Raw genomic sequence first — 14,166 nt, 5'->3', positions numbered from 1 at the left:
AACTTTATTCCAAAGCTACATGGGTATTACAGTTAGTTACAATAAAAACTCAGGAAATCGGGAGATTTCCTGAGTTTTCTTAATATACGACTACAGGGTCGTATGTATTGAGGTTCTCATACACTTTTTTCATCATACTAGGCTGGATGTTAACGCAGCCGCCTGATCCTGTGTTAACATAGGCATTACTTGCCCAGTTCGTCCTCCAGCTGGCATCATGGAAGCCTTGTCCGCTGTTCGTAAATGGAGCCCAATAATCGACTTTAACGGAATATTCGCCGCTGCCTACTCTACTGCCATTGAGTGTGGACGGTGAGCGTTTGTAGAGGATATACCATACACCTGGTGATGTATCTTCTCCGGTGCTATGTTTGCCGGTCACGACATTCGTTGAGACGACTAATTTTCCCTGTCTGTAAATCCAAATACGCTGCTCTGCAAGGGACACTTCAGCATACGTATCGCCAATGCCGTTGTTCATGGTCGTTTCGTAACCGTAGCCTTCATTTTTCCAGCCATGTCCGTAAATATTAGAAGCGGAAATCGATTTCTCTCCTTTTTCAAGAGCCGCCTGAATCTGTGATGTTTCCTTTTCCACATCTAATGCCCAGCCATATCCTTGGCCTTTTACCGAAATGACAGCACCTGAATGAGTCTTAAATTTGAAATATTTGTTTAATGTGGATTGAGAACGATTAATGTCAGAAATTCTATTTTTAATATCGCCTGGGTCAATCGTAATCTTCATATTTTTTGACACAGTGGCATTTTTAATTAATTCACTGGCTTTTAACGTATAAACTTTATCCTGCACCTTATAATCAACGGTTCGTTGAAGGAGTTCCTGCAGCTTTTTCTCTTCATTTTTTATAATCGGACTGTCTTCTTTGATTGGTTGTATGAATACAGGACTTAGGTGAATTTCACTAGTATATTCATGCTTTTCGTAGTTCTTTAATAGACTGGCGACATCATACTGTTTCCCATCAATGCTTTTTGAGACGATAATCTTACCATCTTCCAGAATAGCTGCCGCATCTTTGGGTGCCTTTAAACTCTTATTCAGGTCTACGAGCCTTTCTTCTATTTGTTTTTTCATCACCTGGCTTCGATATGAATCCTGATTGATTGGCATTAAGGAATAATTTTTTGCCTTTGAAGAGGGGAAAAACGTCCGCTGGCTTCTTAATAGTTTTTTGACACCTGACAGATCTTTATTCGTAAATTCCATTGTCGTATCTTTTCCATCTAAAATTTGTTGTTGTCCGACATAGACTACGTTTCTTAACTCGGAGGTTTTTAATTTTTTAAGTGCCTCTTCAGCAGTCAATCCATTGACTTTTATACCATTAATCTTGATATTTGCATTGAAATAGCTTGCCTGATAATAGCTGATTGCCGCAAGTAGGAGTGCAATAATAATGAGAATACCTGCCGTAACAAATTTCCATTTCATAAACCATTTCAATTTATTTTCCCGCTGTTTATCCTTCCTGCTCACTGATTCATTTAATAAACTTTCCAAAAAAATTCCTCCCACAACGGTGATCCAGCTACCAACGTCCACTGTCGTTAAACTTTAGTGTTGTATCTGAAGATTACAACAATGTTACATTAATATTAATAATACCTATTATTCTACTAAATGTTGTGGTCGAGCCTTGTCACTATTTGTATGTGTATGATTTTATATTACAAATTTTTCTACATGAAATTACAATTATATTACATTATCGACTGTATTATTGTCATTAGGCCATTTGGAATATAAACTAGTAATATTGATGGAATTTACAGGTAATAAGAGGAGATTTTGTAATGATGAAAAAATTAATGAAATGTACGGTATCGGCTGCCATCCTCGCCACTATGATTCAGGCAACAACTACTTTTGCAAGTCCAATAGACTCACCAGTAACACAAAGCCAATTAGATACTACAAAAGGCCAAATCGATGACTTTGAAATAAAGATTCAACAATTAGATGACCGGATCATCGTAGCAATGGAGAAAAGTCAAAAACTAAGTGATGATATTAAAAGACAACATGAAAAAATTGTAGAAACAGAAGCTCAAATTGAAAAAGCCAAACAGGCATTGGATACTCACCAGGAGGTCTATGCTGAACGACTCAGAAGCATTCAGTTGGAGGGAAATTCGTCAATTGCAACTTACGCAGAATTATTGCTGTCATCTGATAATATTTCTGAGTTTTTAACTCGATTTACTGCGATTTCGCAAATTATAGAAAGTGACAGAGACTTACTAAATGGCTTAAATGAAAAAGAACGAGTGTTAAAAGAAGTAGAGAAGAAGTTACAAAATGAGTACAACCAATTAAAAAAGAGCCAAAATGAATTAGCGGTTGAACAAAAAAAGATTGAAGCAGATAAAAAAGAAGTTGAAAAAGAATTAGCAAAAGCGAAAAATACATTAAAAAAACAACAGGACCAACTGGCTCAACAGGAGGCGCAACGACGAGCCCAGCAGGAGGCACAACGACGAGCACAACAGGCACAATTGGCCCAACAGCGTGCCCAACAAGCTGAACAAGAGACTCGACAGCAATCTTTAGTAACCAAAGCTTCAAAATCAACACCATCGGTCCAAGCAGCGACTATCACTAACTCTGGAGAGGCAAATAAGGTCATTGCCACAGCAAAACAATATTTGGGGGTTCCTTACGTTTGGGGTGGGACAACACCAAGCGGATTCGATTGCTCAGGTTTTACTCAATATGTGTTTCGTTCAGTTGGCATAAATCTTCCAAGAGTGTCACGTGACCAGCAAAATGTTGGTACAAGAATTTCTCTGAATGAGGTACAGCCGGGAGATTTAGTATTCAGAGGGAACCCTGCCTATCATGTCGGCATATATATTGGCGGCGGGCAATATATTCATGCCCCGCAAACGGGTGATGTCGTGAAGATTTCTGCTTATAATCCATCTAAATTTACTACTGCTACTAGAGTATTGTATTAAGGTGCCAACTTTTCGAAGTGTAAACTTTCAATGTGCTGTTATAAGTTGAAAATCAAACCATATTAACATATTATAACTGTTTTACAACAGAACCATAAAATTGGTACATAATTGATAAGGAAATAAATATTAGAGGATTATTAGAATTCTATCTCAATTATAGGATTTTATCGGATTAACGGGGATGGACCGTATCATAAATAGAATCAAGTTTAATGAAGTACAATAGAAAAACCGTCACTCATAATGACGGTTTTTAATTTTTAATAAAATCTTACTATACTTTAGAATTTAAATAATAATATTAGTGTTAGCATTAGCATAAAATCGAATAGTAAGGGAGAATAAAATTGAAGATTTTGTTATACATTTTTGTTTTGCTCAATATTTTAGGGTTGCTCTATTGGATTGGTACAATGTTAAAAGCCGTATTTAATTAATAATACGATTTAAGAATTATTAAAAAATCTTTCTTTATCCGATGGAATCGAGGCAGTTATTTTTCTTTCATTTTCATAGATGGCTAACAGAGTATCTAAATTAAAATACTTATCGAGACTGTAGTAATATATATTTGACCTAAAAATAATTAATGAAAATGCACTTGTATAAAGAATAAGGCTTATTAAATTCATATTTCCAGAGAGGATAAAGTTAATATGCATAAAGAGACAAGCAAGGATAGAAGGCATGGTAAATAAACCTGCTATAAGGAACATGCCAATAATAATTTGGATAATTGGGATAACATAGTTTAAAACCATCACATGTTCTAAAGCCATATTCTCTATGAAAGCTTTATAAAAGGGCGGAACATTGGGGCTTTGTAATGAATTTATTAGATAATCCTTTAAAAATACACCAGGTTTTTTAAACCATAACTTTTCAGTGATTTTGGTTACCCCAGCTAACAACCAACCTACTCCAAAAAGAACACGCATTAAAACCATAAGAGATGGAATCAATTTTACATTTTTTATTAATCTCATTTAATTACACCTTCTTTCTTATTTTTCCTAAAGGCATTTATTTTTCCTTAAGGAAACTTTTTAGTTAAAAAAATTTACTAAAAAGTTATTTAGGTATTTTCCCTAATGAATCATATGCCTTATCAATTAAAATGTTTCCTTCATGCAGAAAAGTTTACCACGAGAAAAAATCATTGTAAACATATTTTCTATCTATGTTTACAATGATTTATTTTTTCGTAAATAAGAGTCTCTAAAATATAAATGATAAACATAAGTATTCTGGCAAAAAGTAAGACCCTTGATTTAAGTAAATTAAGGATCTTACCTAATAAATATAAATCAACTAATTATGGGACTTTTCTAGGGCTAGTTTTATACCAAAACCTATTAGTATAGTGCCTGTGATTCCTTCAATAATATTTTGTGTTTTAGGTTTTTTCATAAAAGAGCTAATCTTATTAATTAAAAAGACATATAGTAAAAACCATATAGCAGTTAATACAGTATAAGTGATGCCCATTATAAGAAATGGTATAAAGGTATTGCTTGCAGAGTCCACGAATTGAGGCAAAAAGGTTAAGAAAAAGACAGCAACTTTGGGATTAAGGATATTGGTAAGGAACCCTTGTTTGAAACAGGATGTGTTTTCAAACTTTTTTTGTGTGTTCATCTCAACGCTTGCTGTTTCTTCTTTTCTTCTTAAAGACCATAATGTTTTAGCACCGAGATAAATTAAGTAAACAGCACCAATATATTTGAAGATAGAAAATAATAACGCTGATTTAACAATGATTGCTGAAAGTCCTAATACAGCAGCAGAAGTATGGATAAGAAGGGAGCAACAAATACCAAAAGCTGTTTTAAGACCGCCACTTTTCCCAACGGTGAGAGTATTTTTTGTAGCAATCGCAGTATCTGGACCTGGTAAAATAATTAGAAAAATACACATAGCGACAAACAGATAAAAGTTTTCCATTTTATCATCACCTTTCTGATTATTATAAGTCTTCTGGAGAATTATATGATTCCTGTATTATATATAAATCGTGTTATAAATTGAACATAAATTTTATTTCTTGTTTCACTAATGGCTACTTAACGATCTTCCAGAAAAGAGTGCCATTCTTGAGGAATGGGCTCTCATTTTCCATTTTAGTGCCAGATTGTTGAATAAAAAAGTTGATTAAATGCGCTAAAATTGGAAAGATATTGTGAATAAATGTATTTAAACTGCCATGAAAGAGCGTAATATTCTTTCATCTTCTATGGTGCAGCGTTGTCCTTACACTGCATGGATGGCTAACGGGGCGGGATCGTTCAATAACTATAATATTAATGGAAGATAAGTTCCGATAAATTCCGTATCAAAAATATCGAGTTAGTAATAAATTTTAACGATAATATGTATTTGTAAGGAGGGAAATGAATGTTACAAGAATTCAATAATTTAATGGATTACATTGAAACACATTTAACGGAAGAAATCTCTGGAAAAGATATATCAAAAATTGTAGGACTATCTGATTATCATTTTAAAAGAATGTTTTCGTATATGGCTGGAATGTCATTAAATGAGTACATCAAAAATAGGAGATTATCAGTTGCGAATGTTGAATTAATAAACGGAGCAAAAGTGACAGATATTGCTTATAAATATGGTTATCAATCAATAGAAGGATTTTCAAGAGCCTTTCGTGAATGGAGTGGTTTTTTACCCTCAGAAGTAACTAAAAACAAAATTCAAAAATCATTTCCCAAATTTTCATTCTTTATAGATATTAGAGGAGGAATATCCATGGAATTCAAAATCGAAAATAAAGAAAAGTTTAATATAGTAGGTGTATCAAAAAGAGTACCAATTCAATTCGAAGGTGTAAATAATGCTATCTTAGAACTAGCCCAGTCAATTACCGAGCAACAAAGAAATGAAATGCATCAATTAGCTGATTTATATCCTCATCAAGTCTTAAATGTATCTTATGATTTTGATGATGGCTTCTTGGAGGAAAAAGGATATTTAACTCATATGATTGGTTTTGCAACTACAAAAGAAAATCAATTCAATGATTTGGAGCAAATTTCTATTGAAGAAAGTTTATGGGCTATTTTCCCTAATCAAGGACCATTTCCTGCTACGCTTCAAGAAACTACCGCAAAAATTTATTCTGAATGGTTGCCTTCTTCAGATTATGAAGTTGCAGATATACCTGGAATTTCTTTTACAAAGCACAATGGTACATCGGAAAATGTATATAGCGAAATTTGGATGCCAGTAAAGAAAAAAATTAGCGATAAACTTGGATGATTACTATTATTTTTACAGAAGTGTTATTCTGTTAAATCTTCATTTACCTTCATAACGATCTTCAACAATCGGGCGTGTTTATTTAGGAATGCATCTTTTTCATGTATCAGGCTATTTAGTTGAGTAATGGGTTGAAAAAAACACACTTTTTTATAATTTTCTTCTTACTAAACAAGTGTCATTAATACCAATGCTTGTGATGCCGTTCATGTGATAGACGGGTTAGCAGTACCACTATTAGAGCTTATTATTCTAAAAAAGGATGACGCCATCCAAAATACATCGGATAGCGTCTTGATATTTCAAATAGTCCTATTAAGGGTTCGTCGACCAAAGTCCAGCATGTTTTAATACGACACGAGGATGAAGTTTAAGCTGTGCAACCATTAAATCTGCTAAATCTTCTGCCTGCATCACTTTTTCTGGATTGCCGTCTGTTAAGTTTAGCTCAACAGCCATATCTGTTGCAACCGTACTTGGCGTTAACGTTGTAACGCGAATATTTTTCTTACGCACTTCAAGCATTAATGACTCACTTAGTCCGATAACTGCAGCTTTTGAAGCCGAGTATGCACTTGTAATGGGTGCACCTTTTTGACCAGCTGTTGATGAAATATTAATGATATCGCCTGTGTTGCGCTCTATCATTTCCGGTAATACCGCACGTGTTGTATAGTACACACCTTTTACGTTGACATCGATAATATTGGTCCATTCTTCAGGCGTTAAGTCCATGAAGTTACCGAATTTTGAAATGCCGGCATTGTTTACTAAAATATCGATTGCGCCAAGCTCGTCACGAATTGATTCAACGGCTGTGGTAATAGAGTTTAAATCCGCTACATTTGCCGCAGCGATTGCTACCTTCACATCATGCTGTTTAAGTTCCTCTGCTACTTGTTGTAAATTTTCAAGCGTACGTCCAATAAGACCTACGTGAATACCTTCTTGCGCAAAAGCTACTGCTGTTGCACGTCCTATTCCACGCCCTGCTCCTGTAATGAGTGCCACTTTTCCTGCGATTGTTTGCATGTTTTTCGCTCCCTTAGATGAGATAGTTTTACTTTAGGCGAAATAAAGTGTACTAAACTAAAACATTTTAGATAATTAAGTAAGGTGAGTTTAATAAAATTATTCGATATAATTAATAACGCTGTTTTACTCATAAATGTTTGCCGCCTAAAATAGATAAAGATTTGTCTTTAAGACTAACTTCATTCTACTTACGGTTTTCTACATTGTGAAGAATGCACTTTTTTGTACGGAGGTTACCAAAAGGTTACTTATTATATGAAAGGGAGTTAGCTCTATGTCGGATAAATTAAGAGAAGAGACAAAAGGAAGAATATTAAATCATGATTATCATTGTGAAAAAGAACTTACCTTATCGATTATTAGTGGGAAATGGAAAGTTGTTATTTTGTGGCATTTAGGTGTAGAAGGCCCACATCGCTTCAGCGACCTTCAAAGACTTTTCCCGAAAATATCCCATAAGATATTAACAAACCAATTACGTGAACTGATGGAAGATGGAATTGTTCATAGAGAAGTGTTTCCAGAAATTCCTCCGAAAGTCGAATATTCAATGACTGAACTAGGGATGACGTTATTACCAATCGTTGAGATGATGTATGAATGGGGAAAAAAGAGAATCGATCAAATTAAACAAGAAAACAACTATGTTGAATAAGAAAAATAACGAGATCATTTCCAATGAACTAAATTGCCTGTGCTGTTAGCAAAAGTTATATTGAATATAAAAATGGAGGTAACTATGAAATACGAAATATTATTTCTGAAGAGGCTGGATTTCAGAAGCTAGAAAAGGGTATTTTCGATTATGCGTTTTCTAAGCTACAGATTAAAGATAAAACTAAAGTGCTGATCGTGGGCGATTCTTTGACCTCTGATATTCAAGGAGGGATAAATTACGGGATTGACACCTGCTGGTTCAATCCGCATCTTAAGGAAAACAATATAGGAATTAAGCCGACGTATGAGATCCGTGAGTTGACGGATCTCATAAAGATTACAGGGATGATGGATAGTTGAGAGATTTTGATCGAACCGTTCAAGAGATTGCATAGCTGCTTCAGTATTTCTATTCCCTTGTTGAACTCGGGCTATAGTTTGATAAGCACGAGCTCCCTTCAATAGCCTAAATAATATTAATTCTCTTCTATAATTGGGCGCTATCCTTGAGGAATGGACGCTCATTTTACATTTTAGGGCCATTTAATTAAATAAGAAGAGGACAATCGAGAAGAAAATCTTAGCGGTCATATGTGATAAACTTAAGAAAACGAGGGAGGATGTATCATGACCAAACATAAGATCTATACAATGAGTGTCGCAAGTGTCTATCCCCATTATGTTACGAAGGCGGAGAAAAAGGGGCGTACGAAAACAGAAGTCGATGAAATCACCCGTTGGTTGACAGGGTATAGCCAGGAAGAGTTAGAAGGGCAACTGGAAAAACAAACAGACTTTGAGACCTTCTTTGCGGAAGCTCCCCAACTGAATCCTTCACGGACTTTGATCAAAGGTGTGGTCTGCGGTGTCCGAGTGGAAGACATTGAAGAACCAACTATGCAGGAAATTCGCTATTTGGATAAGCTGATCGATGAGTTAGCAAAGGGAAAAGCGATGGAGAAGATTTTGCGGAAATAATAATTAAAATTCCGATTATCTGAAAATAGCTATCTTAAATTATAGGGCGTTTTAATGGAGCAATGAAAAAAGTCTAATTTCTCAATTTAATGCGTGTTACCCCAACCCTAAACACCAAAAAGGAGCCAAAAGGCTCCCCATAATCTTAAATCCCTAATATCAAGTATGCAATGTTTTTAATTTAGCACTGTCCCTTTCTGATTTAATCGGTTTTACAAAAAACACCACTGCTAAAGATCCGAATATTGCCAAAGATGCTGCCAGGAAGAAGGCGGTATTGAAAGTACCGGTGCTTTCAATAAAATAACCTGTAACCGTTGGTGCAATAATTCCGGATATATTTGAAATTAGATGAATGAACCCGCCGGCTGTACCTACATTATTACTCGGAACAGTATCTTGAATAATGGCCCAGTAAATCATAGCCGTTAGGTAAAGGAAAAAGACTGCGATGGCCATCAATGCTACAGCTGCTGCTGCCGTTTCAACCAAGACGACCAAACCTACACATACTGCAGCTCCAAACAATCCGATCGCAAGAATAATTTTGCGGGAAAACATTAGTTTCTTAGTTTTTTTGTAAATATAATCTGATAGGAATCCACCAGATAATAATCCGATCGCTCCTACCAGCCAAGGAATAATCGTGACAATGCTCATGTCTTTGACACTTAGATTTTTGGCATCGGTTAGATAACTAGGAAACCAAGTTAGGAAAAAGAAATTGTTATAATTGTAAGCAAAAAAGGCAACAGCTGTAAATATAATCGTCGGATGTTTAATGGTTTTCCATAGACTTACTTTTTCTGTTTGTAATGAACCAGCAATAACGCCCTGATCTTGTTGAATCTCCTTTAACTCCGCTTTTGAAACCTTTGGATGCTGCTCAGGATGATCTTTGGTTAATTTCATCCAAATAAAAGCTAACAGTAACCCTAAAATTAATAAAACAACAAAAGCTGTTCTCCATCCATATTGAATTGAAACTAGACCTACAAGCGGTGCAGCGATTGCACCTCCGATCGGCATTCCTGCAGTATAGATTCCGATTGCAGTGGCCCTCTCCTTTGCCGGGAACCAGTTGTTAACCATTTTATTGGAGGTGGTGGCAACAGGACCCTCAGCGAAACCAAAGAATAATCGAGAGATATATAACGATGTGAAATTAAAGGTTACAGCTGTAGCGCCAATAAAAAGCGACCAGAGCCCTAAAGATCCGCCAAATACTTTTCTTGGTCCAAACCGGTCAGCTAAATATCCGCCAATGAAATTGAACGTGGCATAACCGATAAAGAAACTACTGAATAATAACCCCATTTGGCTAGGAGTTAAATGGAATTCTTTTGAGATAAAGGGAGCCGCTACGGAGAAGGCCACCCGGTCCATATAGTTAAAAGCCCCTGCAAGAAACAGTAAAAAGACGATAAACCACCGATATTTCTTGAACATTTTTCTTCCTCCTAGTATCAATGACACAAATTAATTAAAGCGTTTACAAATCATACTACCACACTTGTATGGTAGTTCACTCAGCAGAATCCCTCGAAACTAACAACAGAACACATTTTACCTTTGAACATGAAACGAAGCGGAGTTGAAAAGATTTTCTACCTCTTCTACAGTGGAAATCATCATATCTCCAGGTATGGTATGCTTTAAAGCGGCCGCCGCAGCCGCAAATTCTACTTTATAACTATTTTCCTTATTTGATAAATAGCCGTATAAGAATCCTGCCGTATACGCATCGCCCGTCCCCACTCGATCAATAATGTCAATCGCATATTCCCGCGATTGATAAATTTCTTTTCCATCATAAATGATACCCTGGTAATGATTTCTAGAAGCGGACTTAACATCCCTGATCGACGATACGATGTATTCAAATGGATACTTCTCGTAAATCTTTGAATATAAATCCTCATAATAATGGATAATATCGGTTTCTTCTAAACTTTTTTCAGGTTTCATCTCTAGAATATTGGTAAAATCAAGATGACCTGCAAAAACAATGTCAACATACTTTAATATTTGTTCAAACTTTTCCTTTGCCTGAACTAACGGCCATAGCTTGCTCCGATAATTAAAATCAAAGCTCACTTTTAATCCTCTTTCTTTCGCAGCTTTAATGAACGTTTTGGCGAGTTGAAAGCTTTCTTCACTTATGCCTAATGTAATGCCGGACAAATGGAATAAATCTTGATCTTTAAATATGACATCAACGTCAAAATCATTAATGGTTGCTTCCGCTATGGAAGAGCCTTTTCGATCATACACTACTTTGCTTGGCCTTACTGAATAACCATTTTCTAAAAAATAAATTCCGATTCGATTGCCACCCCTACTAATATGAGAAGCATTAACACCATACTCTTTCAGCTTGTTAATCGCTGCATCTCCAAGATCATGTTCAGGGAGCTTTGTGACGAAAGATGTGCTGATTCCATATTGACTTAAAGAAGCAGCTACATTAGCTTCACTTCCGCCATAGTTTACCTCAAATAGCGGTGTTTTGATGATTTTGCTATGTCCTGGAGGGGATAATCGAAGCAGGATTTCACCAAACGTTATTACCTTTTTCATTTAATTTTACCTCTTTCCAACATGGAGTTTCAGCCGAGCTTCTTTCACTTTCAGTAATAATTGCTTTGATTTAGCCGTAATTTCCTCGGGTGACCCTTTGGTAAGCTCGCCGCCAACACCTACAGCGATGGCACCATTTTGAATCCACTCTTTTACATTATCCAGACTAACGCCTCCCGTAGGCATAATATTGGCCTGTGGCAAGGGACCTTTAATATCTTTTATAAAGGCAGGTCCGAATACTCTTCCTGGAAATAGTTTAATAATATCACATCCTGCTTCTAATGCTTGAACCATTTCCTTAATTGTCATACAACCAGCCATATATGGAACCTGATATCTGTTACATAGTTTGGCTGTTTCTAAATCAAACCCAGGAGATACAATAAAGTCAGCTCCAGCTAATAGGGCTATTCTAGCTGTCTCGGAATCTAGTACTGTACCAGCGCCAACAATCAGATCGGTTCCTGGAATTTCCTCCTTTAATGCCTTGATCACATCCGTAGCACCTGGAATGGTATAGGTGACTTCGATTACTGTTATCCCGCCTTTAATGCAAGCAAGAGATGTTTCCTTTGTCTGGGCAATACTGTCACCTCTTACGACAGACACAACACCAAGGTCAACGATTCTCCTAAGAATGTCTATTTTTTTCACGTTCGCTCACTCCCTGACTTGAGGTTAAAATATTATACTCCTGAATACGCCATAAATCCGCCGTCTACAGGAATTGTAATACCAGTAACAAAGCCTGACATGTTTTCATCAGCTAACCAAATTAAAGTTCCTAAAAGGTCCTCCGGCTTACCAAATCGTCTCATTGGAGTGTGAGAAAGAATTTTTTCCGATCTCTCCGTTAATGATCCATCTTCATTGGTTAATAGCCTTTTATTTTGTTCTGTTAAGAAAAAGCCAGGTGCAATGGCATTAATTCGAATTCCTACTTCAGCCATGTAAACAGCCATCCATTGAGTGAAATTATCAATGCCTGCTTTGGCTGCGCTATATGCAGGAACTTTTGTCATCGGACATGGCGCACTCATCGATGACATATTGATTACAATGGCGCCTTTTCTATTGACCATCTTCTTTGTAAATACTTGTGTTGGTATAAGAGTTCCAATAATGTTTAAATTAAAGACAAATCCAAACCCTTCAGGATTTAAGTCAAAAAAGGACGTAATTTTCTTATTCATCAGGTCCTCCGGCTTTAACGTTTCATTTGTCGTTGTGCCATCGGGATGGTTGCCGCCTGCACCATTGATTAAAATATCACAAACACCAAACTGTTCAGTGACCATTTCCTCTGCTTTCTTTACATCTTCCACATCTAACACATTGCAGGCAACAGCAATAGCTAGACCGCCGGTTTGTCTTATCTCTTCTGCTACTTTTTCTCCTTTCTCTGTATTCCTATTTAAAATAGCTACTTTTACCCCTTGTCTTCCAAGTTCTTTCGCCATTTGACTGCAAAGAACTCCGCTTCCGCCTGTTATAACAGCAACTTTACCCTTTAAGTTTTCATTAATTCCTAGCATGACACTACCTCCTGTTCCTTTCTTACTAGGGAATCCCAGATGCCCCATAAATACATAATGCCAAGAGCCCTGTCATAAAGCCCATATCCAGGCCTGCATTCCTCACCCCAAATATGTCTTCCATGGTCTGGCCTTACATAACCGGTGAAACCATTCTCATGATAGGCCCTCACGATATCGTAAATATCGACTGAACCATCACTTGTTCGGTGGGAGGTCTCAATAAAATCGCCATTTTCATAGATTTTCACATTACGAATATGGGCAAATGGGATTCGATCGGCAAACTCTCTTACCATTTCTGCTACATCATTTTCAGGATTGGCACCTAGAGAACCGCTGCATAAAGTGACACCGTTGTATGGATGATCCACAAGGCTTAACAATCTTTTAATGTTCTCTTTATTAGTGATAATTCTTGGTAACCCAAATACAGACCAAGGCGGATCATCCGGGTGAATCGCCATTTTAATATCATGCCTTTCAGCGACAGGAATAATTTGTTCTAAAAAATAGTGAAGGTTATGCCATAAATCTTCCTCTGTTACATTTTGATAGGCTTCAAAAAGCTTGGATAGATGTTCTAGTCTTTCTGGTTCCCAACCCGGCATTGTAAAATCCGGATTTTTAGATATTTTATCCACTAACTCTGTTGGATTCATCTTTTCAACCTTTTCTTTTTCATAGAAAAGGGCAGTGGAACCATCTTCTAGTTTTTTATGTAAATCGGTTCTAATCCAATCAAATACCGGCATGAAGTTATAACAAATCACTTTAACTCCCACCTTCGCCAGCTTCTCAATCGTTTTTTTATAATTTTCAATATACTGGTCTCTAGTCGGAAGCCCCAGTTTGATATCTTCATGAATATTGACACTTTCAACGACTTCGATATGAAATCCATATTCGTCTGCTTGTTTTTTTACTTCAAAGATTTTTTCCATTGGCCATTCTTGACCAGTTGGAATATCATGAAGTGCCCAAACAATTCCCTCCACACCAGGGATATGCTTAATCTGATCAAGGGACACACTATCATTACCGTTGCCATACCATCTAAACACCATTTTCATCTATAAATCCCTCCAAAACTGTAATTCATAAACCACTAGACTCGTTC

General features: G+C 36.4%; 14 protein-coding genes. 5 read left to right on the top strand and 9 right to left on the bottom strand.

Features of this window, described 5'->3' with window-relative positions; translation table 11 throughout:
• Nucleotides 1-79: 79 nt before the first annotated feature.
• Nucleotides 80-1,531: a L,D-transpeptidase family protein gene (locus tag BK575_RS25325; protein ID WP_235867520.1), complete on the bottom strand. Its 1,452-nt coding sequence runs from the start codon at nucleotides 1,529-1,531 to the stop codon at nucleotides 80-82.
• A gap of 287 nt (nucleotides 1,532-1,818) precedes the next feature.
• On the opposite strand from BK575_RS25325, the gene BK575_RS25320 reads away from it, so the two are divergent.
• Nucleotides 1,819-2,982 carry a C40 family peptidase gene (locus BK575_RS25320; RefSeq protein WP_078414292.1) on the top strand — a complete coding sequence of 388 codons (1,164 nt, stop codon included), beginning with the start codon at nucleotides 1,819-1,821 and terminating at the stop codon, nucleotides 2,980-2,982.
• Nucleotides 2,983-3,431: 449 nt separating this feature from the next.
• Here BK575_RS25320 and BK575_RS25315 read toward each other — a convergent pair whose 3' ends face one another.
• Both BK575_RS25315 and BK575_RS25310 read right to left on the bottom strand, forming a co-directional pair.
• On the bottom strand, nucleotides 3,432-3,971 hold the full coding sequence (locus tag BK575_RS25315; protein ID WP_078414291.1) for a DoxX family membrane protein: 540 nt from the start codon (nucleotides 3,969-3,971) through the stop codon (nucleotides 3,432-3,434).
• A 325-nt stretch (nucleotides 3,972-4,296) separates the two neighbouring features.
• Nucleotides 4,297-4,929: a LysE family translocator gene (locus BK575_RS25310; RefSeq protein ID WP_078414290.1), complete on the bottom strand. Its 633-nt coding sequence runs from the start codon at nucleotides 4,927-4,929 to the stop codon at nucleotides 4,297-4,299.
• A gap of 450 nt (nucleotides 4,930-5,379) precedes the next feature.
• On the opposite strand from BK575_RS25310, the gene BK575_RS25305 reads away from it, so the two are divergent.
• Nucleotides 5,380-6,258: an AraC family transcriptional regulator gene (locus tag BK575_RS25305; protein ID WP_078414289.1), complete on the top strand. Its 879-nt coding sequence runs from the start codon at nucleotides 5,380-5,382 to the stop codon at nucleotides 6,256-6,258.
• Nucleotides 6,259-6,573: 315 nt separating this feature from the next.
• Here the strand turns inward: BK575_RS25305 and BK575_RS25300 are convergent, their stop codons facing one another.
• On the bottom strand, nucleotides 6,574-7,290 hold the full coding sequence (locus BK575_RS25300) for a 3-ketoacyl-ACP reductase (protein WP_078414288.1): 717 nt from the start codon (nucleotides 7,288-7,290) through the stop codon (nucleotides 6,574-6,576).
• 277 nt (nucleotides 7,291-7,567) lie between these two features.
• Between BK575_RS25300 and BK575_RS25295 the strand changes: the two genes are divergently transcribed.
• From BK575_RS25295 to BK575_RS25285, 3 genes are all read left to right on the top strand, one after another.
• Nucleotides 7,568-7,948 (top strand): winged helix-turn-helix transcriptional regulator, encoded by a 381-nt coding sequence (locus tag BK575_RS25295; protein ID WP_078414287.1) that lies wholly within the window; start codon nucleotides 7,568-7,570, stop codon nucleotides 7,946-7,948.
• Between the two features lie 59 nt (nucleotides 7,949-8,007).
• A complete protein-coding gene (locus BK575_RS25290; RefSeq protein ID WP_268877768.1) occupies nucleotides 8,008-8,310 on the top strand; it encodes an HAD-IA family hydrolase in 303 nt (100 codons plus the stop codon).
• A gap of 267 nt (nucleotides 8,311-8,577) precedes the next feature.
• On the top strand, nucleotides 8,578-8,928 hold the full coding sequence (locus BK575_RS25285) for a DUF2200 domain-containing protein (protein ID WP_078414286.1): 351 nt from the start codon (nucleotides 8,578-8,580) through the stop codon (nucleotides 8,926-8,928).
• 159 nt (nucleotides 8,929-9,087) lie between these two features.
• Here BK575_RS25285 and BK575_RS25280 read toward each other — a convergent pair whose 3' ends face one another.
• The 5 genes from BK575_RS25280 to uxuA form a co-directional block, all read right to left on the bottom strand.
• The gene (locus tag BK575_RS25280) at nucleotides 9,088-10,377 is read right to left on the bottom strand and encodes an MFS transporter (protein WP_078414285.1); all 1,290 of its coding nucleotides are present in this window, start codon (nucleotides 10,375-10,377) and stop codon (nucleotides 9,088-9,090) included.
• A 117-nt stretch (nucleotides 10,378-10,494) separates the two neighbouring features.
• On the bottom strand, nucleotides 10,495-11,508 hold the full coding sequence (locus BK575_RS25275; protein WP_078414284.1) for a sugar kinase: 1,014 nt from the start codon (nucleotides 11,506-11,508) through the stop codon (nucleotides 10,495-10,497).
• 6 nt (nucleotides 11,509-11,514) lie between these two features.
• Nucleotides 11,515-12,165 carry a bifunctional 2-keto-4-hydroxyglutarate aldolase/2-keto-3-deoxy-6-phosphogluconate aldolase gene (locus BK575_RS25270; protein ID WP_078414283.1) on the bottom strand — a complete coding sequence of 217 codons (651 nt, stop codon included), beginning with the start codon at nucleotides 12,163-12,165 and terminating at the stop codon, nucleotides 11,515-11,517.
• Nucleotides 12,166-12,197: 32 nt separating this feature from the next.
• A complete protein-coding gene (locus tag BK575_RS25265; protein ID WP_078414282.1) occupies nucleotides 12,198-13,046 on the bottom strand; it encodes an SDR family oxidoreductase in 849 nt (282 codons plus the stop codon).
• On the bottom strand, nucleotides 13,040-14,119 hold the full coding sequence (gene uxuA, locus BK575_RS25260) for a mannonate dehydratase (RefSeq protein WP_078414281.1): 1,080 nt from the start codon (nucleotides 14,117-14,119) through the stop codon (nucleotides 13,040-13,042). The genes BK575_RS25265 and uxuA overlap by 7 nt, the downstream gene beginning before the upstream one ends.
• Nucleotides 14,120-14,166 lie beyond the last annotated feature (47 nt).

The organism is Priestia abyssalis (genome assembly GCF_002019595.1).
Classification (GTDB): domain Bacteria; phylum Bacillota; class Bacilli; order Bacillales; family Bacillaceae_H; genus Bacillus_BA; species Bacillus_BA abyssalis.
Note: the sequence above shows the minus strand (reverse complement) of the source record. Positions and strands in the feature narration are given on the sequence as shown.

Coding starts and splice junctions, on each gene's coding strand:
- BK575_RS25280 (WP_078414285.1), bottom strand. CDS start 10,377: ATGTTCAAGAAATATCGGTGGTTTATCGTCTTTTTACTGTTTCTTGCA.
- BK575_RS25265 (WP_078414282.1), bottom strand. CDS start 13,046: ATGCTAGGAATTAATGAAAACTTAAAGGGTAAAGTTGCTGTTATAACA.
- BK575_RS25310 (WP_078414290.1), bottom strand. CDS start 4,929: ATGGAAAACTTTTATCTGTTTGTCGCTATGTGTATTTTTCTAATTATT.
- BK575_RS25285 (WP_078414286.1), top strand. CDS start 8,578: ATGACCAAACATAAGATCTATACAATGAGTGTCGCAAGTGTCTATCCC.
- uxuA (WP_078414281.1), bottom strand. CDS start 14,119: ATGAAAATGGTGTTTAGATGGTATGGCAACGGTAATGATAGTGTGTCC.
- BK575_RS25275 (WP_078414284.1), bottom strand. CDS start 11,508: ATGAAAAAGGTAATAACGTTTGGTGAAATCCTGCTTCGATTATCCCCT.
- BK575_RS25305 (WP_078414289.1), top strand. CDS start 5,380: ATGTTACAAGAATTCAATAATTTAATGGATTACATTGAAACACATTTA.
- BK575_RS25320 (WP_078414292.1), top strand. CDS start 1,819: ATGATGAAAAAATTAATGAAATGTACGGTATCGGCTGCCATCCTCGCC.
- BK575_RS25295 (WP_078414287.1), top strand. CDS start 7,568: ATGTCGGATAAATTAAGAGAAGAGACAAAAGGAAGAATATTAAATCAT.
- BK575_RS25300 (WP_078414288.1), bottom strand. CDS start 7,290: ATGCAAACAATCGCAGGAAAAGTGGCACTCATTACAGGAGCAGGGCGT.
- BK575_RS25315 (WP_078414291.1), bottom strand. CDS start 3,971: ATGAGATTAATAAAAAATGTAAAATTGATTCCATCTCTTATGGTTTTA.